Source organism: Marinobacter sp. (assembly GCF_052094685.1).
Taxonomy (GTDB): Bacteria; Pseudomonadota; Gammaproteobacteria; order Pseudomonadales; family Oleiphilaceae; genus Marinobacter.
Window position 1 is genome coordinate 1 of record NZ_JBQDKB010000045.1, and the last position, 22,498, is coordinate 22,498.

A 22,498-nucleotide genomic window follows, 5' to 3' on the forward strand; every position below is an offset into this window, starting at 1 on the left:
GAGTAGGTGTTCACGTTGGCCCGGAATGGGTGTTCATGATGGGCCGGAATATGCACTGGCCAAAGCACTGCTAATATCGGTATCAGGAAGAATAATCAAAAACTCTTCACCACCCCAGCGCGCAACAAGGTCCTGGGTTCGCAATTGTTCCGGAATCAATTGCCCAATTTGGGTCAACACCCTATCGCCTATGTCATGGCCATAACGATCATTAATTGATTTGAAATGGTCTACATCGAGCAACATGAATGCCACAGGATGCCCGGCTCGCTGGAATCGGGCGATTTCCTTTTCCGCCAGATAGCTACCATGGCGCCGATTGAACAGCCCTGTCAGCGAATCAACGGTCGCCAACAGTCGAAGTTTGCGTTGAGCCGAAAGCACCATACTCAGGTAAAAATATGAAAGGTAGCTGAACATGGCGAATACAATGCTCAGGTTAAACAGATGAACCCCCAACAAAGCACTGGACGATATTGGCTGAACCGGCTCTATGGACCACATCAAGATATCAAGCCCTACGTAATAGAGCCAAAGCCCTGCCAAAGCCAGAACGGCCTTCTGAAACGGCATAGTAACGAAGAGTGCGGGGATGAACATCAACAGGTAATAGTGAAAACCGCTTCCCCAGCCGATCATAATGGTGCCCAGGGCAGAATGAACGATCACTTCAAGCCAGATCAGCCTGATAGCCAGCCGATTCTGTTTGCGCTCAAGCGCGCAATAAGCAGCCACGTAAATGGCTACGCTAATAACATTGATCCACGCAAGAATTGGGGAATCAAGAATATGGAACAGGAAGAAAAAAGAAACGTCGACGGTGCCAGCAAGCTGACATGCCAGCCGGGCAACCTTCCAGAACTCCGGGCCACGCTCTCTCTGCGTCCATGAGCCAGACATATTATGCTTGCTATCCATGAGCTGCGAAATCCCCTGCGGTAATACAGCCTACCTCACCAAAGATGCCGTCACTGGGAGCCGAGACAAGGCCGGGACATCAGCGCAACACCGCAATAATAGCCGCTTTCCTATACAGGCGCACCTGCACCTACAATGTCGGACATAGTTTCTACAAAGATCAGTTGACTCCGCTCCTGAACACACATAACATTCATTTAACATGAATCTTTTTATTTAGAGAGCCTTAAGCGCGCCCTAGTGGCAGGAGTACATTCTATGATGCAATTATTTAAGGAAGTAATTAGCCCAAAAAGCGCCAACAAGGCGAATGCGGAAAAGCTGCAGGGTAGCGCAGTGGAAGAGCGCGCCGAGACGCCCGCGAGCACGCCTGAAAGCACTCCAAAGAAGGGCAAACACGGTGATCCAGGCGTCTGTTGCGGCGGTTGCTCTTAAGAATAAAACTGAAAGATGACGCTTTCTCTATTCTCTGGAAGCGTCATTTTCTGCCTGCTCCGGAAAGAATCAGTGATCCATCTGGTGCCCGGAGTGATCCATTTCCAGCTCGCTCATGCCGGCGTCCAGTGATTGTACGTTTAACTCAACTTCCATAGCTTCTGCGCCTTCAAACTCCAGAGTTAGAGGAACCTTCTCCCCTTCCTTCAGCGGTTCCGCGAGCTTTTCCAGCATCAAATGATAACTATGGGGTTTAAGCTCCACCGTTTCTCCGGCCGCTATGCTCAGCCCGTTCGTAAGCGGCTGCATACGCATGACACCATCTTTCATCAGCGTTTCATGGATGGAAACATCATCGGCCCTAGGCGTGCTTGCACCAACCAGTGTGATATTACTGTCTCCATGGTTTCTGATAACCAGATAGCCGACGCCCATAGGTGCGCCCGGCGGAGTTGGCCGACTCCATGGATGCTCAATATCAACCTCCCCTTGGGAGTACTCATGGGCTAATACAGGAGTTGTGAAGATCGATGTCATCAGTGCGCTACTGGCAAGCAGCAGTGTGATTCGTTTTTTCATGGTGTCTCGCGTCGCTACGTTGTGGAGGCTGCAATGCCTACAGTGTTGCGTTCAGATCCATTCAACGCAAGTAACCGGGTGCGTCGAATGGTCGCAGCGAGCTACCGGGATCCGGAGCCAGAAATATCAAACCTTTTTTACAAATTCGGATTTGAGCTTCATAGGGCCGATGCCATCAACCTTGCAATCAATGTCGTGATCGCCGTCCACCAGACGAATGCTCTTCACTTTGGTGCCCACCTTCACAACAGAGCTGGAACCTTTCACTTTCAGATCCTTGATCACCGTAACGGCATCACCATCTTGAAGCTCGTTCCCATTAGCATCGCGCACCACTTTGCCCGCTTCGTCCGCCGCGACCTCCGCTTCTGTCCACTCATGGGCACACTCAGGACAAACAAGCTGAACACCGTCTTCATAGGTGTATTCGGAACCACACTGGGGGCAAGGAGGAAGTTGAGACATTAGCGCATCCTGATAATTGAATTTCCACAGGACTATACCACCAACGCCCCGGCAAATCCGGCCGTATCCGTTGGGACTCACTACCAGGCTCACAGCAACAACAGGTACACTTCCCATCAGAACCAAACTGATTAAGGAAGTTGATATGCCGATCTGGGTTGACGCCGACGCTTGCCCCGTTCCTATTCGCGACATTCTTTGTCGCGCCGCCACTCGCTGGCAAACTCAGACAACGTTCATTGCCAATCACGTTATTAAACTACCACCCAGCCCTTACATTAAAGCCAGACAGGTTATGCAGGGTTTCGATGTGGCAGATAACGAAATTATGGACCAGCTTAACGCCGGTGATCTTGTTATAACCCAGGACATTCCGCTGGCGGCGGAAGCCATCGAGAAGGGTGCCGATGTGTTCAACCCTAGAGGCCAAGCCTTCACGAAAGAAAACATCCGCCAACGCTTAGCCATGAGGAATTTTATGGAAGAGATGCGCAACGCCGGGCAGGTGACCGGTGGTCCGGCTCCGTTCAGCCAGACCGACCGAAAGGAATTCGCTAACAAACTGGATCGATGGCTGCAGCGTAATCGGGGCTAGCCTCCAACTCCGGCGCCCACAATCAAACCAGTAACAACAAGCGCGATAAAAAGACCGGCCCCCGCTGCAATCTTTAGCCCTTCGATCATCTCCTGTTCTGCTGTCATGGCTGTATCTCCCTTAGCTTATGATGTAAACAGATCGTATGAAGAACGTCTGTGCCGTTATTCCAAGCTAGGCACATAAAATATACTAATAGTATTGATTATCATTTGCAATAAAGGGAGGATAGAATGCACTCTTTCCGGCACCTGATCATGTTCAGTGCACTGGCTTTGTTCGGCCCACCCCTTGCGGCAGAAAGCCAAATTTTTACGTCCCAGGAAGCAAACTTCCGGTTGGAAACGGTTGCTGAAAGTCTTGAACATCCTTGGAGTTTAGCTTTTCTCCCAGATGGCTCCATGCTCGTTACAGAGCGGGCCGGCAGGCTTCGTGTTATTCGAAACGGGGAACTGTCACCCAAACCCGTTGCGGGGCTTCCAGCCTCTGCTGTAACGGGCCAAGGCGGGCTATTCGATGTAGTACTGCACCCGGGTTTTGAAAAAAACCGAATTCTGTTCCTCAGTTACGCTCACCGTACCAGCGAAGGAATGACCACAAGGGTCGCCCGTGCGAATTTTGACAAAGACAGATTAGAAAACGTAACGGTTATCTTCGAAGCCCTGCCCCGCTCTGGCACATCTCGACATTTTGGAGCGCGAATGGCCTTTGATGCGTCAGGCTATCTTTATATTTCCGTTGGCGATCGCGGTGATAAGGATCGAGCACAAGATACTGAAGACGATGCCGGTGGCGTACACCGCATTACCGATAGCGGCGAGGCAGCTCCCGGCAACCCGGGGCTTGATGATCCGGGCATTAACAACACTCTGTTCACCTGGGGCAATCGAAATATTCAGGGCATGTCCGTTCACCCTATAACGGGTGATATCTGGACTCACGAGCACGGCCCACGAGGTGGTGATGAGATTAATGTTTTACGGGCGGGCACCAACTACGGATGGCCTGAAATCACTTACGGTATTGGTTACTCAGGGCTCCCGATCACCTTGGATACGGAAAAAGACGGCATGGCGCAGCCGCTGCACTACTGGGATCCGTCCATTGCGCCTTCAGGCATGGCGTTTTACACAGGGCTCGAGTTTCCCGAATGGCAAGGCAATCTGTTTGTAGGCGCGCTCAAAATGCAAAAACTTGTTCGTCTGAAACTTAAAGACAGGGGGGTAACCGAGGAAGAGGATTTGCTCGTCAAACTCGCAGAACGGATTCGCGACGTTCGAACAGGGCCGGATGGCGCCCTGTGGTTACTGACAGACTCGCCACAAGGCAAAGTATATCGGGTAGTGCCTGCTCAGTGAGGGTCGCCCGTGCGCTCGGTTTTCTCATACTGGGGGAGGTCGTCGGTAATTTCAAACCAGTCAGACTTTGAACCTGTGTAGACATGCTGCGCAGGCCTCTTCTCCAAGGGCTCGTTGACAACGCCCACGCGCAGACGGAGAATGCCGGGAATCGCATCCACGCGGCTGTACAAATGGCTTCCGCAGCGACCGCAGAAGACACGATATTTACCCGGGCGAGATTCATATTCCGTTAGCTGATCCTGACCGCTCAGAAACCGGAAGCGCACCTTTTGCACCGGAGAACTTGCAGAAAATGCACTACCGTGGGCACGGCGGCACTGACTGCAATGGCACAAAGAGAGCGGGCCAAGGGGGCCTTCGTATTCAAATTTAATATCGCCACACAGGCATTGGCCGGTATACATAGACTTCCTGATTATCATGTTCTGAGCGTTCAAGAACTGCCTCAATGGCCGGCCATGATACCCGCCAAGCTGCCCATGAAACAGCGTGTTTGCGGATTGTTTTTAACCATACTGGGCATTCAGATAATCCAGTATACGGGCTGATTCAAACAACCCTTCTCCGGTATTCGGATCTTCAAGGTAAGGTACCTGAACCCGACCCTGCGCTTTGAAGAAAGCATCGCGTTTTCCACCGGGGATAGGTCTGTATGGCCCGGGCTTAATGCGCTGTTTGGCAGGGCCAATCTCCGTCCAATGCTCCTTACCCAGGTTGTGCAGAGTGTAGGGAATTGCCAGCTCGCACAGCTTTTCTCGTACTAGACGAGAGAATGGACTTCCTTCAAAGCTCCATAAATGTAGCGACTGCTCCGGCTGTTTGGTTGGCCTAGAGCGCAGCCCTCGCATGGCGCTGGCAACAGATGCGAGCGAACCCAGAACGGGCTGCCAGACTCGCTCGCGATAGTAACCAGGCACCGACCGACCTGCGTACTGACGAAACAAATACTCGATGATCGCTTCCGATTCATACATGACGGTATCGGTATTTTGATCAACCAACAACGGGAACTGTTGTTCGCCACCGATCGCCTCGGCTTCCTTACGGAAAACATCAGAACCCTTGGGGCAAGGCCGAACCTGCACATCCAGATTGAGAGCCGTTAGCGCTTCCCGAACCCGACGGCAGAACGGGCATCCTTCCATGTCATAAAGCACAAGGGGCTGCTCCGGTTGCGACACGTCCTTTACAACAAGGCATCCACGCCAGGCGGTCAGCGTTGATGTTGCGACAGAGCCCAGCACATTCGCGTGGTGAGCGAGCATATTAGCCATAATCAGTCCTTCTATTGATAACCTGTCCATTATCATCAAATACCATGACATTCCATTGGCTTAGTTTACTCAACGGATGCGGGTAGCAACACAGCTTACACTCAGTGACGAAACCCCAATACAAACAAGCAGGCTACTGGCATTTTTTAACGTCATGTAGAGGTTTTCTGCATAGTACAATTGACAAAGATGAGCTATTGTTCATTCAGGGAGTTTCTCCGCACATTTCATCACGTAGCCATCACGGTGATTCCGGGTATGCCGCATACAAACAGCGCAGGAAAAATCAGTCTTCGGTCAAGGCGCCCTGCCCTATTTCTGGCCGCTACACTTGCCTTGGCTCCTGCCCTGGCAAGCCTACCATCGGCGTTAGCAGCAGACGATGACAAGCAAGGCTATAGCGGCAACCGCCTCTGGGCCAGCGACATGCGGGACTACGCCACAAAATCCCTAAACAGCGAAGAAGCGCTGAGCATGGCCGCAGTGCCCCTGAACGGCCCGGGACTTGACCAGGGCATCAATGCGGATGTGCCCATGAGCCCCGGCTCTATTATGAAGGTGATCACCACCTACGCAGCCCTGGAACTTCTTGGTCCCACTCATCACTGGGACACGGACTTTCTGACGAATGGCGATATGGTTGGCGACACCCTCAAAGGCGACCTTTATGTGCGCTTTGGCGGCGACCCAAAACTGACGTTTGAGCGGCTATGGACAACCCTGCGGGAACTCCGTGACATGGGGATAACCCGCATTACTGGCGACCTGGTGCTCGATGGCAGCTATTTTGAAGTCGATGGCGGCTTTCCTCCATTTGAGGACAACGGCAACAACCCATTCGCACCCTTTCTGGTTGAGCCATCGGCCTACCTGACCAACCTCAATCTTATGCACTTCCAAATACGTGCCGATGAGCGGGGCACTCAGGCTTGGAGCACGCCAGATCTGAGTGAGATTAAGATCGACAACCGGGTAACCGCCATTGCCAAAGCACCCTGCCCGTCACGCCGTAATTTTGATTGGGTACCGGTACTCCAGGAAGGCGGTAAGGTAACCGTGCGGGTAACCGGCGAATTGCCACAAGGCTGCCGCACAACAACTTATCTTTCCCTTTTACCCCACGAGCAATACAGCGCCTCGATGATCCGCTCTTTGCTTGGAGAGATGGGTATCATTGTATCCGGTGGAGACCGGAACGGAATTACCCCAGAAAGCGCCCGGCTGGTTATGAAAACCACGTCACCTGATCTTGTCACCATGGTGCGGGATATAAACAAGTGGAGCAGTAACGTAATGGCGCGGCAGCTATTGCTGACTATTGGCGCACAAAACCGCCTGGATAACGAGAACGATGACCGGGTTGCCGGCATTCGGGTTATTTATGACTGGCTAGAAAAGAAGGGTATTGATACTGCCGGGATGGTGATCGACAACGGTGCTGGCTTGACGCGGCATGGCAAAATCACCGCCCGACAAGGCACGAAAATTCTGCAACACGCTTGGAACAGCCCCTATTCCTCAGACCTTATGACATCCATGCCCATTATTGCCATGGATGGAACCATGGCTCGGCGCCTACGCAACGCAGGCATGGACGGCGAGGGCCGCATTAAAACCGGCTACCTGGAGAATGTACGCTCTATCGCCGGCTTTACACGGGATGAAAACAACACAACCTGGGCCGTAGTGGGCATGGTAAATAATGACCCAGCTTGGAATGGTCAGGCTGTGTTAGATCGGATTCTTTATTCCCTGCACTTTCGGCCGCCTACTGGAACAGCGCTTTCCCGCGCTAACGCAAGCAGTTCCGAGACGTCTATTCAATAAAGAGCTGCCCTAACTTAGCTGGGGCAGCTTCTTCACACTCTCTTACCGTCTTTATAAGCCGGCCCAAGGGTCATTTCAGTGAGTCTCACTGCCATGGGGGCTATAAAGGTTACCAGCGGGAACGCGACGGCCCATGCGACAAAAAACGCCGGCATCCAGCGGTAAATAAATTCGCTATCCATGCCAGTGTTGATAAAAGTAATTACCCCAGACATCAGCAATGACATCATGCCAGACATGTAAAATCCGAACACAAGCTGGCGAAGGCGCGCGGGTTTAATTCGGCTCATGAATTCTCCTGGTAGGTTTCTGACCTCCGGATTGCCAAACCTGAAAGTCCTAGGACTATAGTGGTCAACTAATACAGTAAAATAACAAAACGCAAAGGCGGAATGATAATAAGCTTCCAATCTTTTATCGATAGGCTTTTTTACCGAGTCAGGCGCAATATGGATCAGTTTGGCTATTCATTTAAGATAAGTGTTGGACGAGTGGTTGCGCTCGTGCTGATCTCGGCTTTTCTGGCAACTGGGTGTAGCTCAACCCGGCTTGCCTACCGTTACGCTGATTGGGGCATCGTGTGGTGGGTTGAGGGGTTCGTTACACTGACACAAGCCCAATCGCAGCAACTGAATGCCGATATTGAAAGCCTGAAAAAGTGGCACTGCAGCACTGAGTTACCACGTTACCGAGCGTGGCTGAGCAGCCTCCAGCGTGATCTAGTGGCCGGCAATCCGAGCCCTGACGAAGTGAATAACCTGCAAACTCAATTGATGACGTTCCTCCCACCACTACTGCATCAGATAACGCCCTCCGCAGTTAATCTTCTGTCTAGCCTAAGCGATGAACAAGTAAACGAACTGGCTGGCAATATGGAAGCGAAACACCAGGAGATGGAAAACGAATTTTTGGTTGGCAACGCCGAAGCGCTTGCCGACGCCCGGGCAGAACGCACTGCGAAACGCACGGAGCAGTGGCTGGGGAGCCTGAGCGGCAAACAGCAAAGAATCATTAATGACTGGTCAGAAAACCGCGGCGGGCAGACTAGAATCTGGCTGAAGGGACGCCAAAACTGGCAACAAGCCTTGTTGCTCGCCCTGGAAAACCGCAACAGTCCAGATTTCAAAGCAACGATCACCGAACTGATCAACAACTCCGAGGCCGCACGTGGCGATGCTTATGTGGCAATGATGGATAATAGCGTCAAGGCCATGACCTCACTGATTCAGGATCTTGTGCTGGCAAGCAAGCCCTCTCACCTCGATCACCTTGGTCGACGTGCATCGGAATTGAGTGGCGACTTCAAAGCTCTCACCTGCCAACCGAGCTCCGAAGTCGCCTCAAGGGCACTTACGAGCAATTAAATCGTAAGGTAACCGCCGTCTGCATTTATACAGGCACCGGTGGTATAGCTTGAGGCACCCGACGCCAGATACAGAACTGTGCCGGCCATCTCACTTGGATCGGCCACCCGCTTCATCGGAATATGCGCCATGGCCTGCTTCTTGATCGCTTCGTTAGAGGTCAGAGCGCTGGCAAACTTGGTGTCCGTCAGCCCTGGCAGCAAAGCGTTCACGCGAATCTTCTGCTGGCCCAGTTCCATGGCGAAGGATTTGGTCATAGAAATAACGGCGGCTTTGGTAATCGAGTAAATGCCTTGGTAATGTCCCGGATTTACACCATTTACAGAGGCCACGTTAATGATTGAACCACCGCCGTTTTTCTTCATCAACTGAGCGCCGCGAGCGCACATAAAGAAGTACCCGCGAATATTCACGTCTACGGTTTTATGGAAGGCGCCAATGTCTGTGTCTTCAACCGGGCCGAAATAGGGATTGGCGGCCGCGTTATTAACTAGAATATCCAGCTTGCCATGGGTTTGTTCGATATGAGCCCAGATAGTGTCGATCTGCTCCATTTCACCAATGTGGCAAGCATAGGCTTCAGCACTGCCGCCAGCGTCGCGAATGCTGCTTGCAACAACTTCACAACCGTCAATTTTTCGGCTAGTGACAATCACGTGAGCACCATAATCTGCCAGCGTGCGGGCAATATTCTCGCCAATACCACGGCTGGCGCCGGTAACCAGGGCAATCTTGCCAGTCAGATCAAACAGGTCTTTTTTGCTCATTCGTTCACCTCAATTTGTTATCGAAAGGTCACCAAAGCGGGTTCTTCCGCCTCAAGGTGACTGTAATTGTTGAATACGGACAAACTACGACGATCCGCAGAATACAAAACCCGGGTAACACTGGTATTTGCAATCACTTCGTTCAACGACAAAGTCCGCTCATCGTCAAGGCTTAGAAGCTGCTGGCAAATAACCGAGATAGGGCCGCCAGAGGTGGCTACCAGAACATCTCCGCCGTCGGCGTACTCAATCATGCTGTCGAACGCCAACAGCACCCGGGCTTTGAAAGCCGACCAGCTCTCGGGGTATTCCGCGTCATACTCGCCAGAGGCCCAGCGGCGCACCGCACTGACAAAGGCCTCTTGAAATGCCTTTGCAGGTTTCGGAAACGCGCCAAGATCTCTCGCCATAACCTGCCGATCGCGCCACTCAGGCCGGTACTGGTTAACAACGGAGATATGGTCAAATTCGTTGAAGCCTGGCGCTACCTGCATATCAGGTAACTGCGCACCATACCCGGTGGCAATGGCTTCAACGGTCTCCCTGTGGCGCTGTAAATCGCCACCAAAAATCGCCGCAGGCGTTATCTTATCGCTCATCCAGCGGCCAAGAACCTTGCCCTGCTCCCAACCTCTAGGCGACAGCACGTCGTAATTTTCTTTGCCAAAGCTGGCCTGGCCATGACGTATAAGGTACACAGTAGCCATTACAGAGTACCCATTATAGAGAGCTCTCAGAGATCAAACGCTGGCAGCGTTTTTCAAGATAGTTAGCAGCATGGCCGAACGCGGCGAAACGCTTATCGTTGGTTTGACCGTGATAGAAGCGGTAATAGATCTGCTGGACAATCACCGCCAAGCGGAACAGCCCGTAGATCTCATAAAAATCGAAGTTGTCCGCCCGAAAGCCGGATTTCTCCATGTAGTACTCCACCACGTCTTTACGCGTGAGCATGCCGGGGCGGTGCGTAGGTTGGCGGCGCAGCATCTGGAACGGGCCTTCGTCATCGGCCTCAATCCAGTAGGCCAGCGTGTTGCCCAGATCCATCAACGGGTCACCTATGGTTGCCATTTCCCAATCCAGCACCCCGATTACCTCAAAGGGGTTGTCTGGGTTTAGCACCACGTTGTCAAAGCGGAAATCGTTGTGAATCACAACCTGGGCAATATCATCCGGCATTTTGTCGTTAAGCCAGGACATAACCGCTTCAAAATCCCCAACATCGTCGGTGCGGGCCTTGCGGAAGCGATCGCTCCAGCCGCCAATCTGGCGCTGAACATAGCCTTCGCCCTTACCGAGCTTGTCTAACCCCGCCGCCTTGGCATCCACCCGGTGCAAGTCGACCATTTTGTCGATCACGCTCAGGCACAGCTTGCGGGTATCGGCTTGGTTCATGTCGAGGTCTTTGGGAAAGTCCTGACGCAGAATGATCCCCTTCATCCGCTCCATCACGTAGAAGTCACAACCCAATACTTCGTGATCATCGCAAATGGCAATAATGTCGGGCACAGAGGGGTACACCGGTTTCAGCGCCTGCATCACCTTCGCCTCACGCAACATGTCGTGAGCCGATTTTGCAATCTTGCCCAAGGGTGGCCTGCGCAGCACATAGGAACGATCGCCGTAATCCACCTGGTACGTCAGGTTAGAGGCGCCACCTGGGTATTGATGAATAACCGGCTCGCCGGTCAGATCTGCAATAGCGCCTTTCATAAAACGGTCTACTGCCGCGGCATCTAATTCCTCGCCTTCGCGGATACCCGCAGCCTGATCAATCTGAGTCATTCAGGACTCTCCTCTTGTTCGCGTGTTCGGGTCAGGATTTAGCCTGAGTCATCTTGCTCATCCAGCGCTTGCTGTCGGCGTGCATCAACCGATCGAAGGCCCAGGGTGCGTAGCGTTTGAGCAGCCACAAGCGCCGCTCTTTCACATGGGGCAGCACCCAAAAATCCTTGTTTTTCGCCGAGCGCACAATGTCCTCAGCAACCTGATCTGCTGAAATGCTCGAACGCTTCATCAGCTTGTTTACATTCTGCTGGATGCCAGGGAGATCCGAACGCATACTGCTGGCCAAATTGGTCTGGAAAAACGCCGGGCACACGCAGCTCACATGAATACCATCGCCCCGCAATTCCTGGCTCAGCGTCTCCGACAACGCAATCACCCCTGCCTTGGACACGTTGTAGCTACCCATAAGCGGCGCCAGCATAAGGCCTGCCATAGAGGCAATATTCACAAACGTACCCGAGCCTTGCTTCTTAAACTGCGGCGTAAACGCCTTACACCCGCGCACAACCCCCAACACGTTGATATCAATAATCCATTCCCAATCTGCCATCGTGGAATCTTCAATCGAACCGGCAGAGGCCACACCTGCGTTATTTACCACCACATCCACACCACCCCACTTTTGGGTGAGGTCTGCACACACTTTCTCCAGATCCGTCAGCCTTCGAATATCACAGGCCACAAAATAACCTTCGCCACCGGCGTTGTTAATTTCCTGCTCAACGCTCGCGCCCTGCTCGGAATTGATATCGCCAATACACACCTTCGCGCCTTCTTTGGCATAACGCAGTGCGATAGCACGACCAAGACCACTTGCGCCACCTGTTACGAATACTCTTTGTGTCATGTGATTGTCCGTTATTTGTTTTTAAAGCGAAGCTTCTGCTTCAGCGTAGGACGAAGCCAGCGGAGGGCTCCTCGCATCACTTTCGTTAGTCTTCAGTTTTTATACTTGCGCAACTCAAGGCGAGCCACCGTGGCACGATGCACCTCATCTGGCCCATCCGCCAGCCGCAGAACACGAGCATAAGCAAATAGCTGAGTCAGCGGGAAGTCATCATCACTCACCCCGGCACCCCCGTGAATCTGAATTGCCTGATCCACAATAGTTTGTAGCATATTGGGAATAACCGCCTTAATCATTGCCACTTCCTGGATAGCCCCTGCAATGCCCTTGGCATCCAAGGCCCATGCACACTTGAGCGTCAGCAGACGCGCCTGCTCAATAGACATACGGGCGTTGGCAATAATATCCGGGTTACCGCCAAGCTTTGCCAGTGGGCGACCGAACGCCTCACGGCTTGTAGCTCGCTTAATCAGCAGTTCAAGCGTACGCTCAGCTGCCCCAATGGCACGCATGCAGTGGTGCACTCGGCCTGGCCCCAAACGTCCTTGAGCGATCTCAAAACCACGACCAGGCCCGGCAATAAAGGCACTCTTTGGCAAACGCACGTTATCGAACAAAACCTGACCGTGGCCGTAGGGCTCATCGTATTCACCAAATACCGGGAGCATACGCTCGACCGTAACGCCCGGCGCATCCATGGGAACCAACACCATCGAATGGCGACGATGCTTGTCTGCATCCGGGTCAGACAGCCCCATAAAAATGGCGACCTTGCAGTCTGGGTGCCCCACACCGGTGCTCCACCATTTACGGCCATTCAAAACCACGTCATCGCCATCCACTACAGCGGTTGCTTCCATGGTGGTTGCATCGGATGACGCGACAGCCGGCTCAGTCATACAAAACGCTGAGCGAATTTCTCCACTGAGCAGGCGGGGCAGCCACTCAGCTTTTTGCTCTTCGGAACCATAGTGAATCAGCACTTCCATATTGCCGGTGTCTGGCGCATTACAGTTGAAGATTTCTGGCGCGATAAAGCTACGGCCGGTTTCTTCAGCAATCAGCGCATAATCTGAGTTGAGCAGGCCACAACCGTGCTTTTCATCCGGGAAGAACATGTTCCATAAACCCTGGGTCTTGGCTTTCTCTTTCAACTCTTTGATGATTGGTAGCACAACCCAACGGTTCTTGAGGGATGCCAGTTCTTTATTGTATTGAGCTTCTATCGGGAAGATTTCTTCCGCCATGAAGGCTTTAACACGTTTAAGATAATCCTGACCTTTTTCGGAGATACTGAAATCCATTGCCGATTCCTCACAGAGAATGCACAGGCTGGTGCAGTGAATATAAGCACGTTGAGATCAGTCTAAGGTTACCCAAACTATTACGCGACTGAATTATTCTTATCGTTTACTATTAATGAAACTAATTTACAGGAACACTCTGACTATGGCCGGGGCACGCTTGGATCTCAACCTTCTGCATGTGTTTGACACTATATACCGAGAAGGAAGCCTCACTCGCGCAGCAAAGGCACTGCACCTAACCCAGCCAGCAGTCAGTCATTCCTTATCTCGCCTGCGGGAGCATTTTGACGACCCATTATTTACCCGCCAAGGCAACCAGATGGTACCCACACCTCTGGCACGCCGTTTCCTCGAGTCCATGAAGCCCGCGCTTACCCAGATTCAGGGTGCGGTTAACCAGTTTCACGCGTTCGACCCTGCCAACCAACGCAAAACCTATTCACTGGGCCTACGGGATGTTCTGGAGGCCACATTCCTGCCCCAGCTTATGCAACGGCTGGATCCCTATCCAGTGCTGGAGATAGCCAGCAAACGCGTTCCACGGAAGGAGATGGAAACACAGCTCGCCGCTGGAAAATTAGATTTTTCGGTGGATGTACTGTTGCCGGTCAGCAGCCAGACCTCCCACGAACTTTTAAGACGAGACAGACTGGTGGTTCTGGCCCGAGAGGGCCACCCACTGGCATCACAAACACTGGATATGAAAGGATATCTCTCCGCACGCCACGTACTGGTATCGTCGCGCACAGAAGGACCAGGGATTGAGGATTTTGAGCTATCGAGATTAGGAGTTCAGCGCAGCATCCGCTTGCGCTGCCAGCATTACTACGCGGCCTGCCGAGTGGTGGAAGCCACCGATCTTTTGCTGACCATGCCCGAAACCTACGCCAGGATTATTTCGGAACGGGCCAATATCACCATCATAAACCCACCGGCAGACCTACCCTCTCTCGACGTGCATCTATACTGGCACAAAGCTTATGACCGGGAACCGGCATTGATTTGGTTCAGAGAGCAACTCAAAGCCATTCAGTAGGCGCCAACGGCCACGAGAAAGCCGAAAAAACCCAGGGTCATAATGCCAAGGGATGCTACCACAATACCAAATCCCCACCAAACCGCTGCGCCGTCTGAAATAGGCATCTCATGGCCGCGCAGGGTACGGTAAAACGCCCAGGGGCCAAGTATAAACGCGCCGACCACTGCAAACACCAGCCCAACGCTAATACCTGCAAACGTCCAAGTGGCGAGCTCAGTGGCACGGTCTGATACGCGATCGGTAACCCCGTGATGCTCAAGAAACTTCTTGCAGAAAAACCAAACCAGTGCAAACAAGGCGACGACAAACACTATGCCGCCAATAATGGTAATAAGTCGGTAAAGCAAAATTGCCGTCCTGTCGTCGGTTAAGCAGATAACAAGTGCCAATGCGCCTGTTGCGAAACACACTATAGCCTTGCTACGCAGGCGGGTAAAACCGCTTTATTTCTTCCGGCGGTGGCAACCCCTGTCCCGGTGACTAAACTGGGTTTGTTATCTATACGAGTCAATCTAAAAAGGAGTCTCCAAAATGCCCCAAACTTCCCGTATCGCAGTAACTCCGGGTGACGGCATCGGCCCAGAAGTTGTGGGGGAAGCCTTACGCTGTTTGGAAACCCTACGCGCGAAACACAACCTGGCGCTTGAGTGGACCACTTTCCCCTGGCCTTCCCATGCTTGGCATCAAGAGCATGGTGAATCCATGCCTGAGGATGCCCTGGCTCAGCTCAAAGCTTATGACGCCATATTACTCGGCGCATTGGGCGATCCTGGCCCCGTGGATGACCCAAATCGTTACCTGTTAACCGACAGCGTCTCACTGGCTCCTTTACTGGATATGCGCAAAGGTTTCGATCAGTGGGTTTGCGAGCGCCCTGCCCGACTGTTACCCGGTGCCCGTCAGTATCTGGCCGATGAGCGGGCGAAAGATATAGACATGCTGGTGATTCGGGAAAACTCCGAAGGCGAATATGTGGGCCAAGGGGGCCGTCTGCGCAAGGGAACAGAGGACGAAACGGCCACCCAGATGGAAGTGTTCACCCGCAAAGCGACCAACCGCATTATTCGCTACGGTTTCGAGCAGGCCCGCACGCGCGCAACAGAGCGCGCAAACGAGGGCCGCACCCGTGATTTTCGCACGCTGGGTGGCCGCAGCTGCGAAAGCCAAGTGTGCCTGATCACCAAACGAAATGCCCTGCGCTACTGGGGCGACATGTACACCGAAGCCTTCGAAGAAATCAGCAAAGAGTTCCCAGACGTCGCCACCCATCATGAGCTGGTGGATGCTGCGTGCATGAAGTTTGTGCAAAGCCCTTGGGCCTTCGATGTGGTGGTTGCCAGCAACCTGCAGGGGGACATCCTGACAGACCTTGCAGCCGTGTTGTCTGGCGGTATGGGGGTTGCGCCGTCTTGCAACCTGAACCCCACGGACCCAGATATGCCGTCCATGTTCGAGCCGACCCACGGCAGCGCGCCAGACATTGCAGGCCAGGGCGTGGCGGACCCAACAGCCATGCTATTTACCGCAGCCCGCATGCTGGAATGGTTAGGTCGCCAAGACGCAGGCATGGCACAAGCTGGCAAAGAACTGTTTGATGCGGTGGCAGCAGATCTGGCAGAGAATACCGGCGCGCGGCGGGGAACACAGGAGATTGGCGAAGCGATTTGCCAACGGCTAACCGCCTAAAAGTAAGTACTGCAGAGCCAGACAACGTTTTCTGGCTCTGCTCCATTCGCAACTATTTATTAGTCAGCCATCACAAATTCAAGGCGGCCAGGCGCTACACGAATATCTGTGGGCAACAGGCCAAACATTTTCTGGGCCGTGTTGGTTTCATCCAAACGGTAAACCGGCATGGTTTCCAGCATCTGGGCGACAACCCCCATCACCTTATCGGTAACTGGCCCAAGATCGCCCTTGAAAAAGCCGGCATCAACGTTGCTATCTAGCAATTTTACCCGGCGGATAAAAATCGCTTTTTCTTTGCTGTCGTAAACCGGCGCCCCTTCCACCTTCAAAGCAATATCAACCGGCAGCTTGGCCATCAGCACATTGAGTGCCACCTGGCCTTTCAAGTCAATCACCGCAACATCACGGCCATCTGGGCCCAGCGTAACATTGGCGCCATCAAGACTCAGGCTGAGCGGTGATCCACTCTTCAATTGATTGCGGTCATAGGCGCTCACAGCGTCCTGCAGGTGCTGCTCAAGCTCTCCTTCCGAGATTGAATAAGGGGAAAGGCTGGCACAGCCACTAGACAAAGCGAAGGCCAATAACACCAAGGCCCAAAGGCCACTGAGGTGTAGTTTATTCATTGTTTACTCTCCATGGATTGAACGCCTATCCTGCGGCAGCACAGAAAGCGGAACAAGACTGGCGGGTTAATAATTAGTCAGAATCCAGGCTAGTTACTCGTTCTCGGCCCGAGCGTCTACGTGAGGGGTGAGATTATCATCGAAAACAACCCGCAACAAAATAGGCTGACAACATACCTGGCAGTCTTCAACGTATTCCTGTTCCGCTACCGAAGGGTCGACGCTGATATCCAGCGTCTCCCAGCAGTAAGGGCACTGGATAAGTACGGAATCCAGAGCCGACATAGGCGCTCCTCAGAACTGTTGCTTGGCCATCCATGGGATGATGCGGTCAAACGCTGCCTCAAGATTCTCGCAGGTGGTTGAGAAACTGATACGCACAGCGTTGGTACAACCTTCACCAAAGGCGTCTCCCGGTACTAAACACACTCCGGTTTCTTTAAGCATGCGTAGCGCCAAATCGGACCCATCAACATGGGGTGGCAGATCCGGGAACGCAAAGAACGCGCCCCCGGGCTTGTACCCTGTCATGTAGGGGGTCTGTTCGACCAGTTCTACCACTTTATCTCGACGCTCCCGATAAATCCCCAGCATATCAGCTACGCACTGCTGATCCCCCGTCAGTGCCGCTACGCCGGCAAATTGAGAGGGCGTATTCGCCACAGAAGTGGTGAACATGTGATAACGCCGTAGGGATTTAATCGCTGCTTGGCTGGAAATCACCCAACCTATACGCAGCCCCGCCATGCTGTATGTTTTCGAGAAACTGCTGATGCACATGATGTTGTCCAGGTCCATAGAGCAGTTCAGGACACTGGCGAAATCATCGTCATCAAAAATCAGGTGGTCATAAACCTCATCGGCATACACCTGTATGCCTCGATAGGCGCATTCTTCCAGAATGGTTTCCACGGTGCTACGAGGGTAAACCGCTCCAGTTGGGTTGTTCGGGTTGTTGAGTATCAGTGCAAAGGTACGCGAGCCCATGGCTCGAATCACCTCATCGGGATCAAGCTGATGGTCGTTCGCCGCGCGGGTCGGCACAAACTTGACCTCCCCCCCATTCATTCGAATTAGAGGTGCATAAAGCAGGAACGACGGATCCGTTACAATAAACTGCCGGCCCGGCGCTGCCGTCGCCGAAATGGCGAGGTACATGGCCTCGGTAGCACCACTGGTAACCAGAATGTTATCTCTGGTGAGCTTCCGGTTGTACCGCTTGCCGTAGTAATCCCTCAGCGCCACTAACAATTCAGGCAACCCGGCGTCCATGGTGTAGCCGGTCTGTCCCGCGTTAAGAGCGTCGACATACGCATCAATAATATGCTTAGGTGTTGGCAGATCCGGCTGACCAATCGAAAGATGAATAACATCTTTCATGGTGGCTGCCATATTGACCATACGCCGAATACCTGGCACCGGAACTGCCTGCATGGCGGGGTTCCAACTGGCCTTACTTTTCCGGTACTTCACCTTCCTCGGTTTATCCTGGCCGGTATCTCTGTTGGCGTCTGCCATAACAACCTCCTGCAACGGGAACGGGGGCAAAAACAGAACTACCACTGCAGGTTAGACAGTAAGATCGAGGCATACAAGGGACCGCTTGAAAAACTCCCTGCACCCCATGATTTATGTCGTTAGATTAACTTTCAGCCGAAAAATATTCGCCACCAAATCCGGCCGAGGTTGACCCAATGACATCTGCCTACCAGACTGTCACGAGGGCCTCTCAGCGGCAATGACGGGGCTCATGAAAACCACTCACAATAACCAGTCATCTGATTAGGCGGAGGTTCAATGTCTCAGCGCAACAAGCCTGTTGTAACGGTTCTCACCGCACCCGGCGAGCAGGAGCCACCGGGTATGGACTCGCTTCGGGCACATGCCGACGTGCGCTTCGCCAGTGACGAGGCAACCCTACGCAGCACCCTACCGGGTACCGATGTGATGATGGTGACAGATTTTCGCACCGAGGCGCTTGAGGCTGCCTGGGGCTGCGCGGACAAACTAAAGTGGATTCACGCCACCAGCGCCGGGGTGGACGCGCTAATGTTCCCCGCCCTGACCAAAGGCAATGTGGTGGTAACCAATGCCAGGGGCATATTCGACCGAACCATCGCCGAATACGTGCTGTGCACCATTTTGATGTTCGCCAAGGACTTTCCGGGCTCTATACGCCTGCAAATGAAGCATCAATGGAAGCACAGGGATACCGAGCGCGCAGAGGGTAAGCGGGTGCTGGTGGTTGGTGCTGGCTCCATTGGCCGACAGATTGGTCGCTTGGTGGGTGCCGCAGGCTTGGAGCCGCACGGTGTCGCCAGAACAGCGCGCGCAGAAGATCCAGATTTTGTTGCGGTACACGGCAACGATTATCTTTATGAGCAGCTGGGCCTAGCCGATTATGTGGTCATAGCCGCACCGCTGACACCACAAACGGAAGGTTTGTTTGACGAGAAAGCGTTCAAAGCCATGAAAAACACAGCGCGCCTGATCAACATAGGGCGCGGGCCGATTGTTAAAACCGACGATTTGATCGCTGCCCTGAAGAGTGGCGAGATTGCTGGCGCCGGGCTTGATGTCTTCGAAGAGGAGCCACTAAGAGACAACCACCCTCTTTGGGATATGGAAAACGTAACCATGACAGCGCACATGGCCGGTGACTTTATCGGCTGGAAACGCGCCCTCACCGATCAGTTCCTGGAGAACTTTGATCGCTGGAATAACGATGGCGAGCTGTTCAACTTGGTCAATAAAGAGCTGGGTTACGCGGGGAGCAAATAATCAGGCATAAAAAAACGGGAGCCCTCAAGCTCCCGTTTTTCTATTCAGTTCAAAAAACTGAAACTCAACTCCCAGACAACGACTGCTCCGTGGGATCAATCTCCATCTGCTGTATCGCAATCACCGCCTGAGTTCGGTTACGAACGCCAAGCTTACGGAATACCGCCGTAATGTGTGCCTTGATGGTGGCTTCAGACACATCCAGATCGTACGCAATCTGCTTGTTCAGCAGCCCCTCTGCCAGCATACCCAACACCCGGAACTGCTGTGGCGTAAGTGATGCCAGCTTCTCGGAGAAGTCGGTGGTGTCGGAATGCATACGTTCAAGCTTGTCTGCCACGCCGTCTGGCAGCCACACATCGCCTTCAAGAATGCCACGAATGGCTTCAGTAATAGTAGGCAGTGGCGCCGACTTTGGAATAAAGCCAGACGCCCCGTAGTCAATCGAGCGCCGCATTACCTGCAATTCTTCGGAACCTGACACAACCACCACTGGCAACCCAGGGTACTGCCCACGCATGAACACCAGCCCCGAGAAACCGTGCGCACCCGGCATATTGAGATCAAGCAGAACCAGATCTGCGTCCGGGTGCGAATCTACCGACGCCTGGAGTGCCTTGATGCTATCCACTTCTACGGTTTGTGCATCAGGTACCGCTTGATTGACTGCTTGCTTCAGGGCAGCCCGAAACAGCGGATGGTCATCAGCGACGATAATTGTTTGTGTCATTAAACCGATTCCTCACAGGTTTTCGGCCTGCGTTAAGACATTATTTGAAAGCACGACCGCTGATGAGATCATCAACCACACTTGGGTCTGCCAAGGTGGACGTATCTCCAAGCTGATCATGCTCGTTTGCAGCAATCTTACGCAAAATACGACGCATAATCTTGCCTGAACGGGTTTTAGGCAGATCGGTTGCCCACTGAATAATATCTGGCGAGGCAATTGGCCCGATTTCCTTACGCACCCACTGGACCAGCTCTTTCTTCAGCTCGTCTGTTGGCTCCTCGCCCTGCATAAGGGTTACATAGATATAGATGCCCTGCCCTTTAAGTTCGTGCGGGTAACCCACTACGGCAGCTTCAGCCACCTTATCGTGGGCAATCAGCGCACTCTCAACCTCGGCCGTACCCAAGCGGTGGCCAGATACGTTCAGCACGTCGTCTACCCTGCCGGTAATCCAGTAGTAACCGTCGCTATCGCGGCGAGCACCATCCCCACTGAAATACATGCCTCGGTAGGCGCTGAAGTAGGTTTGCTTGAAGCGCTCATGATCCCCGAAGATACTGATCATCTGGCCTGGCCAGCTATCCAGAATTACCAGATTACCTTCCGCCTCGCCTTCCAACAGGTTACCGTTAGCATCAACCAATCCGGGCTTCACACCGAAGAACGGCAGCGTGGCCGAGCCGGGCTTCAAATCAGTGGCACCAGGCAAGGGGGTAATCAAGATGCCGCCATTCTCGGTTTGCCACCAGGTATCCACAATCGGGCAGTTACTGTTGCCCATAACCCGATGGTACCACTCCCAGGCTTCAGGGTTTATCGGTTCGCCCACGGAGCCAAGTAATTTCAGACTGCTTCGGGTGGTGCCTTCTACAGACGCATCGCCTTCGGCTTTCAACGCGCGAATGGCCGTTGGTGCAGTGTAGAGAATATTAACCTTGTGCTTATCAACTACCTGCGCCATGCGGGAGATGTCTGGGTAATTAGGGACACCTTCAAATAGCACAGTTGTCGCGCCATTAGATAGCGGACCGTACAAAATATAACTGTGGCCGGTCACCCAGCCGAAGTCTGCAGTACACCAGTACACATCACCGTCATGATAATCGAATACGTATTGATGAGTCATAGACACATAGGTCATATAACCACCGGTCGCGTGCACGACACCCTTCGGGGCACCGGTGGAGCCTGAGGTGTAAAGCATGAACAGCGGGTCGCAAGAATTCATAGCTTCTGGCGCACACTCTTCAGATGCAGCTTTCATCAGGTCTTCATAGCGCACATCCACCTTGTCATTCCAAACGATGCTATCGGAGCCTGTGCGAGTAACAACGACTACCTTCTCAACGCCCTCTGCGCCCTCAATCTTAAGCGCTGCATCAACATTCTTCTTGAGCTGAATCTTGCGGCCGCCACGAAGCCCCTCATCTGCCGTAATCACGAAGCGTGATTGGCCGTTTTTGATGCGTGAAGCCAGAGCTTCCGGCGAGAATCCTGCGAAAACAACCGAGTGCATAGCGCCAATACGCGCACAGGCCAGCATAACTACGGCGGTTTCAACAATCATAGGCATATAGACGGTAACAACATCGCCTTTTTTTACACCCATGCCCTTAAGAACGTTGGCAAACTTGCAGGTTTCCCGATGCAGCTCACGGTAGGTAACGTTACAGGAGTCGGCTGGATCATCACCTTCAAAAATAATGGCTGTCTGGTCGCCGCGGGTTTCCAGGTGACGATCAAGGCAGTTCACGGAGGCGTTCAGCTGCCCGTCTTCAAACCATTTGATAGAAAGGTCGTCGTAGTCAAAGGTTGTGTTTTTGACTTTGGTATAAGGCTTGATCCAGTCAATACGTTTACCGTGCTCACCCCAAAACGTATCGGGGTCATCGATCGACTGACGATACATTTCGTCATACTGTTCCCGGTTCAGCAAGGCCCGCTTGGCCACATCAGGGCTTACCGGATAAAGGTGTTTATCAGTCATTGTGTTCCCCCTTGATCAGAGTCTGTTGTAATTGTCGGTTTTGTTAATTCAGAGCGATAGGGCATGCAGGCCCGCGGACACATAGCCTTAGTTCAACATGTGTACCACCACACATT

The 22,498-nt window shown here is 53.0% G+C and carries 25 protein-coding genes; 8 read left to right on the forward strand and 17 right to left on the reverse strand.

Features of this window, described 5'->3' with window-relative positions:
* Window positions 1–33 precede the first annotated feature (33 nt).
* The gene (locus ACTH3S_RS10490) at window positions 34–918 is read right to left on the reverse strand and encodes a GGDEF domain-containing protein (protein ID WP_441808959.1); all 885 of its coding nucleotides are present in this window, start codon (window positions 916–918) and stop codon (window positions 34–36) included.
* 258 nt (window positions 919–1,176) lie between these two features.
* On the opposite strand from ACTH3S_RS10490, the gene ACTH3S_RS10495 reads away from it, so the two are divergent.
* Window positions 1,177–1,353 carry a CCGSCS motif protein gene (locus tag ACTH3S_RS10495; RefSeq protein WP_441808960.1) on the forward strand — a complete coding sequence of 59 codons (177 nt, stop codon included), beginning with the start codon at window positions 1,177–1,179 and terminating at the stop codon, window positions 1,351–1,353.
* 69 nt (window positions 1,354–1,422) lie between these two features.
* Here the strand turns inward: ACTH3S_RS10495 and ACTH3S_RS10500 are convergent, their stop codons facing one another.
* The gene (locus ACTH3S_RS10500) at window positions 1,423–1,932 is read right to left on the reverse strand and encodes a copper chaperone PCu(A)C (protein ID WP_441808961.1); all 510 of its coding nucleotides are present in this window, start codon (window positions 1,930–1,932) and stop codon (window positions 1,423–1,425) included.
* A gap of 126 nt (window positions 1,933–2,058) precedes the next feature.
* On the reverse strand, window positions 2,059–2,397 hold the full coding sequence (locus ACTH3S_RS10505; protein ID WP_441808962.1) for a zinc ribbon domain-containing protein YjdM: 339 nt from the start codon (window positions 2,395–2,397) through the stop codon (window positions 2,059–2,061).
* A gap of 145 nt (window positions 2,398–2,542) precedes the next feature.
* On the opposite strand from ACTH3S_RS10505, the gene ACTH3S_RS10510 reads away from it, so the two are divergent.
* On the forward strand, window positions 2,543–2,992 hold the full coding sequence (locus ACTH3S_RS10510) for a YaiI/YqxD family protein (RefSeq protein WP_441808963.1): 450 nt from the start codon (window positions 2,543–2,545) through the stop codon (window positions 2,990–2,992).
* Window positions 2,993–3,225: 233 nt separating this feature from the next.
* Entirely contained in the window at window positions 3,226–4,350 is a 1,125-nt protein-coding gene (locus tag ACTH3S_RS10515) for a PQQ-dependent sugar dehydrogenase (protein ID WP_441808964.1), read from the forward strand.
* On the opposite strand, the gene ACTH3S_RS10520 is transcribed toward ACTH3S_RS10515, so the two are convergent.
* Together ACTH3S_RS10520 and ACTH3S_RS10525 are read right to left on the reverse strand one after the other, a co-directional pair.
* On the reverse strand, window positions 4,344–4,757 hold the full coding sequence (locus ACTH3S_RS10520) for a GFA family protein (RefSeq protein WP_441808965.1): 414 nt from the start codon (window positions 4,755–4,757) through the stop codon (window positions 4,344–4,346). The two genes, ACTH3S_RS10515 and ACTH3S_RS10520, sit on opposite strands and share 7 nt — an antisense overlap.
* Window positions 4,758–4,859: 102 nt before the next feature.
* Window positions 4,860–5,627, reverse strand: coding sequence for a glutathione S-transferase N-terminal domain-containing protein (locus ACTH3S_RS10525; protein WP_441808966.1), 768 nt, complete (start codon window positions 5,625–5,627; stop codon window positions 4,860–4,862).
* Window positions 5,628–5,885: 258 nt separating this feature from the next.
* On the opposite strand from ACTH3S_RS10525, the gene dacB reads away from it, so the two are divergent.
* The gene (gene dacB, locus ACTH3S_RS10530; protein WP_441808967.1) at window positions 5,886–7,454 is read left to right on the forward strand and encodes a D-alanyl-D-alanine carboxypeptidase/D-alanyl-D-alanine endopeptidase; all 1,569 of its coding nucleotides are present in this window, start codon (window positions 5,886–5,888) and stop codon (window positions 7,452–7,454) included.
* 32 nt (window positions 7,455–7,486) lie between these two features.
* On the opposite strand, the gene ACTH3S_RS10535 is transcribed toward dacB, so the two are convergent.
* Window positions 7,487–7,744, reverse strand: coding sequence for a DUF2798 domain-containing protein (locus ACTH3S_RS10535; RefSeq protein ID WP_441808968.1), 258 nt, complete (start codon window positions 7,742–7,744; stop codon window positions 7,487–7,489).
* 159 nt (window positions 7,745–7,903) lie between these two features.
* Between ACTH3S_RS10535 and ACTH3S_RS10540 the strand changes: the two genes are divergently transcribed.
* On the forward strand, window positions 7,904–8,818 hold the full coding sequence (locus ACTH3S_RS10540) for a DUF6279 family lipoprotein (RefSeq protein ID WP_441808969.1): 915 nt from the start codon (window positions 7,904–7,906) through the stop codon (window positions 8,816–8,818).
* Here ACTH3S_RS10540 and ACTH3S_RS10545 read toward each other — a convergent pair.
* The 5 genes from ACTH3S_RS10545 to ACTH3S_RS10565 all read right to left on the reverse strand — a co-directional run bounded on the left by ACTH3S_RS10545 (window position 8,815) and on the right by ACTH3S_RS10565 (window position 13,524).
* Window positions 8,815–9,585 (reverse strand): SDR family oxidoreductase, encoded by a 771-nt coding sequence (locus ACTH3S_RS10545; RefSeq protein WP_441808970.1) that lies wholly within the window; start codon window positions 9,583–9,585, stop codon window positions 8,815–8,817. The genes ACTH3S_RS10540 and ACTH3S_RS10545 overlap by 4 nt on opposite strands.
* A 17-nt stretch (window positions 9,586–9,602) precedes the next feature.
* Window positions 9,603–10,292, reverse strand: a complete 690-nt coding sequence (locus ACTH3S_RS10550) for a histidine phosphatase family protein (protein ID WP_441808971.1) — start codon at window positions 10,290–10,292, stop codon at window positions 9,603–9,605.
* A gap of 13 nt (window positions 10,293–10,305) precedes the next feature.
* Complete coding sequence (locus tag ACTH3S_RS10555; RefSeq protein ID WP_441808972.1) at window positions 10,306–11,370, reverse strand: phosphotransferase family protein; 1,065 nt, start codon at window positions 11,368–11,370, stop codon at window positions 10,306–10,308.
* 31 nt (window positions 11,371–11,401) lie between these two features.
* Window positions 11,402–12,220, reverse strand: coding sequence for an SDR family oxidoreductase (locus tag ACTH3S_RS10560; RefSeq protein ID WP_441808973.1), 819 nt, complete (start codon window positions 12,218–12,220; stop codon window positions 11,402–11,404).
* 92 nt (window positions 12,221–12,312) lie between these two features.
* Window positions 12,313–13,524 (reverse strand): acyl-CoA dehydrogenase family protein, encoded by a 1,212-nt coding sequence (locus ACTH3S_RS10565; protein ID WP_441808974.1) that lies wholly within the window; start codon window positions 13,522–13,524, stop codon window positions 12,313–12,315.
* A 145-nt stretch (window positions 13,525–13,669) separates the two neighbouring features.
* Between ACTH3S_RS10565 and ACTH3S_RS10570 the strand changes: the two genes are divergently transcribed.
* Window positions 13,670–14,563 (forward strand): LysR family transcriptional regulator, encoded by an 894-nt coding sequence (locus tag ACTH3S_RS10570; protein WP_441808975.1) that lies wholly within the window; start codon window positions 13,670–13,672, stop codon window positions 14,561–14,563.
* On the opposite strand, the gene ACTH3S_RS10575 is transcribed toward ACTH3S_RS10570, so the two are convergent.
* Window positions 14,557–14,913, reverse strand: a complete 357-nt coding sequence (locus ACTH3S_RS10575; protein ID WP_441808976.1) for a hypothetical protein — start codon at window positions 14,911–14,913, stop codon at window positions 14,557–14,559. The two genes, ACTH3S_RS10570 and ACTH3S_RS10575, sit on opposite strands and share 7 nt — an antisense overlap.
* A gap of 184 nt (window positions 14,914–15,097) precedes the next feature.
* Here ACTH3S_RS10575 and ACTH3S_RS10580 point away from each other — a divergent pair, with 184 nt between their 5' ends.
* Window positions 15,098–16,252: an isocitrate/isopropylmalate dehydrogenase family protein gene (locus ACTH3S_RS10580; protein WP_441808977.1), complete on the forward strand. Its 1,155-nt coding sequence runs from the start codon at window positions 15,098–15,100 to the stop codon at window positions 16,250–16,252.
* A gap of 59 nt (window positions 16,253–16,311) precedes the next feature.
* Here ACTH3S_RS10580 and ACTH3S_RS10585 read toward each other — a convergent pair whose 3' ends face one another.
* The 3 genes from ACTH3S_RS10585 to ACTH3S_RS10595 all read right to left on the reverse strand — a co-directional run bounded on the left by ACTH3S_RS10585 (window position 16,312) and on the right by ACTH3S_RS10595 (window position 18,399).
* Window positions 16,312–16,881 carry a DUF1439 domain-containing protein gene (locus ACTH3S_RS10585; protein ID WP_441808978.1) on the reverse strand — a complete coding sequence of 190 codons (570 nt, stop codon included), beginning with the start codon at window positions 16,879–16,881 and terminating at the stop codon, window positions 16,312–16,314.
* A gap of 93 nt (window positions 16,882–16,974) precedes the next feature.
* Window positions 16,975–17,166, reverse strand: coding sequence for a CPXCG motif-containing cysteine-rich protein (locus ACTH3S_RS10590; protein ID WP_441808979.1), 192 nt, complete (start codon window positions 17,164–17,166; stop codon window positions 16,975–16,977).
* A gap of 9 nt (window positions 17,167–17,175) precedes the next feature.
* Window positions 17,176–18,399, reverse strand: a complete 1,224-nt coding sequence (locus ACTH3S_RS10595; protein ID WP_441808980.1) for a pyridoxal phosphate-dependent aminotransferase — start codon at window positions 18,397–18,399, stop codon at window positions 17,176–17,178.
* Between the two features lie 279 nt (window positions 18,400–18,678).
* Between ACTH3S_RS10595 and ACTH3S_RS10600 the strand changes: the two genes are divergently transcribed.
* A complete protein-coding gene (locus ACTH3S_RS10600) occupies window positions 18,679–19,662 on the forward strand; it encodes a D-2-hydroxyacid dehydrogenase (RefSeq protein WP_441808981.1) in 984 nt (327 codons plus the stop codon).
* 64 nt (window positions 19,663–19,726) lie between these two features.
* On the opposite strand, the gene ACTH3S_RS10605 is transcribed toward ACTH3S_RS10600, so the two are convergent.
* Together ACTH3S_RS10605 and acs are read right to left on the reverse strand one after the other, a co-directional pair.
* Window positions 19,727–20,392 (reverse strand): response regulator transcription factor, encoded by a 666-nt coding sequence (locus ACTH3S_RS10605; protein ID WP_441808982.1) that lies wholly within the window; start codon window positions 20,390–20,392, stop codon window positions 19,727–19,729.
* A gap of 40 nt (window positions 20,393–20,432) precedes the next feature.
* Window positions 20,433–22,382: an acetate--CoA ligase gene (acs, locus tag ACTH3S_RS10610; protein ID WP_441808983.1), complete on the reverse strand. Its 1,950-nt coding sequence runs from the start codon at window positions 22,380–22,382 to the stop codon at window positions 20,433–20,435.
* Window positions 22,383–22,498: the final 116 nt, after the last annotated feature.

What these genes read in the sequence shown, in the direction of transcription:
- ACTH3S_RS10595 (WP_441808980.1), bottom strand. Translation starts at nt 18,399, where the DNA reads ATGGCAGACGCCAACAGAGATACCGGCCAGGATAAACCGAGGAAGGTG.
- ACTH3S_RS10590 (WP_441808979.1), bottom strand. Translation starts at nt 17,166, where the DNA reads ATGTCGGCTCTGGATTCCGTACTTATCCAGTGCCCTTACTGCTGGGAG.
- ACTH3S_RS10540 (WP_441808969.1), top strand. Translation starts at nt 7,904, where the DNA reads ATGGATCAGTTTGGCTATTCATTTAAGATAAGTGTTGGACGAGTGGTT.
- ACTH3S_RS10500 (WP_441808961.1), bottom strand. Translation starts at nt 1,932, where the DNA reads ATGAAAAAACGAATCACACTGCTGCTTGCCAGTAGCGCACTGATGACA.
- ACTH3S_RS10490 (WP_441808959.1), bottom strand. Translation starts at nt 918, where the DNA reads ATGGATAGCAAGCATAATATGTCTGGCTCATGGACGCAGAGAGAGCGT.
- ACTH3S_RS10555 (WP_441808972.1), bottom strand. Translation starts at nt 11,370, where the DNA reads ATGACTCAGATTGATCAGGCTGCGGGTATCCGCGAAGGCGAGGAATTA.
- ACTH3S_RS10600 (WP_441808981.1), top strand. Translation starts at nt 18,679, where the DNA reads ATGTCTCAGCGCAACAAGCCTGTTGTAACGGTTCTCACCGCACCCGGC.
- ACTH3S_RS10515 (WP_441808964.1), top strand. Translation starts at nt 3,226, where the DNA reads ATGCACTCTTTCCGGCACCTGATCATGTTCAGTGCACTGGCTTTGTTC.
- ACTH3S_RS10585 (WP_441808978.1), bottom strand. Translation starts at nt 16,881, where the DNA reads ATGAATAAACTACACCTCAGTGGCCTTTGGGCCTTGGTGTTATTGGCC.
- ACTH3S_RS10535 (WP_441808968.1), bottom strand. Translation starts at nt 7,744, where the DNA reads ATGAGCCGAATTAAACCCGCGCGCCTTCGCCAGCTTGTGTTCGGATTT.
- dacB (WP_441808967.1), top strand. Translation starts at nt 5,886, where the DNA reads ATGCCGCATACAAACAGCGCAGGAAAAATCAGTCTTCGGTCAAGGCGC.
- ACTH3S_RS10570 (WP_441808975.1), top strand. Translation starts at nt 13,670, where the DNA reads ATGGCCGGGGCACGCTTGGATCTCAACCTTCTGCATGTGTTTGACACT.
- ACTH3S_RS10560 (WP_441808973.1), bottom strand. Translation starts at nt 12,220, where the DNA reads ATGACACAAAGAGTATTCGTAACAGGTGGCGCAAGTGGTCTTGGTCGT.
- ACTH3S_RS10510 (WP_441808963.1), top strand. Translation starts at nt 2,543, where the DNA reads ATGCCGATCTGGGTTGACGCCGACGCTTGCCCCGTTCCTATTCGCGAC.
- ACTH3S_RS10525 (WP_441808966.1), bottom strand. Translation starts at nt 5,627, where the DNA reads ATGGCTAATATGCTCGCTCACCACGCGAATGTGCTGGGCTCTGTCGCA.
- ACTH3S_RS10520 (WP_441808965.1), bottom strand. Translation starts at nt 4,757, where the DNA reads ATGTATACCGGCCAATGCCTGTGTGGCGATATTAAATTTGAATACGAA.
- ACTH3S_RS10565 (WP_441808974.1), bottom strand. Translation starts at nt 13,524, where the DNA reads ATGGATTTCAGTATCTCCGAAAAAGGTCAGGATTATCTTAAACGTGTT.
- acs (WP_441808983.1), bottom strand. Translation starts at nt 22,382, where the DNA reads ATGACTGATAAACACCTTTATCCGGTAAGCCCTGATGTGGCCAAGCGG.
- ACTH3S_RS10580 (WP_441808977.1), top strand. Translation starts at nt 15,098, where the DNA reads ATGCCCCAAACTTCCCGTATCGCAGTAACTCCGGGTGACGGCATCGGC.
- ACTH3S_RS10550 (WP_441808971.1), bottom strand. Translation starts at nt 10,292, where the DNA reads ATGGCTACTGTGTACCTTATACGTCATGGCCAGGCCAGCTTTGGCAAA.
- ACTH3S_RS10605 (WP_441808982.1), bottom strand. Translation starts at nt 20,392, where the DNA reads ATGACACAAACAATTATCGTCGCTGATGACCATCCGCTGTTTCGGGCT.
- ACTH3S_RS10495 (WP_441808960.1), top strand. Translation starts at nt 1,177, where the DNA reads ATGATGCAATTATTTAAGGAAGTAATTAGCCCAAAAAGCGCCAACAAG.
- ACTH3S_RS10545 (WP_441808970.1), bottom strand. Translation starts at nt 9,585, where the DNA reads ATGAGCAAAAAAGACCTGTTTGATCTGACTGGCAAGATTGCCCTGGTT.
- ACTH3S_RS10505 (WP_441808962.1), bottom strand. Translation starts at nt 2,397, where the DNA reads ATGTCTCAACTTCCTCCTTGCCCCCAGTGTGGTTCCGAATACACCTAT.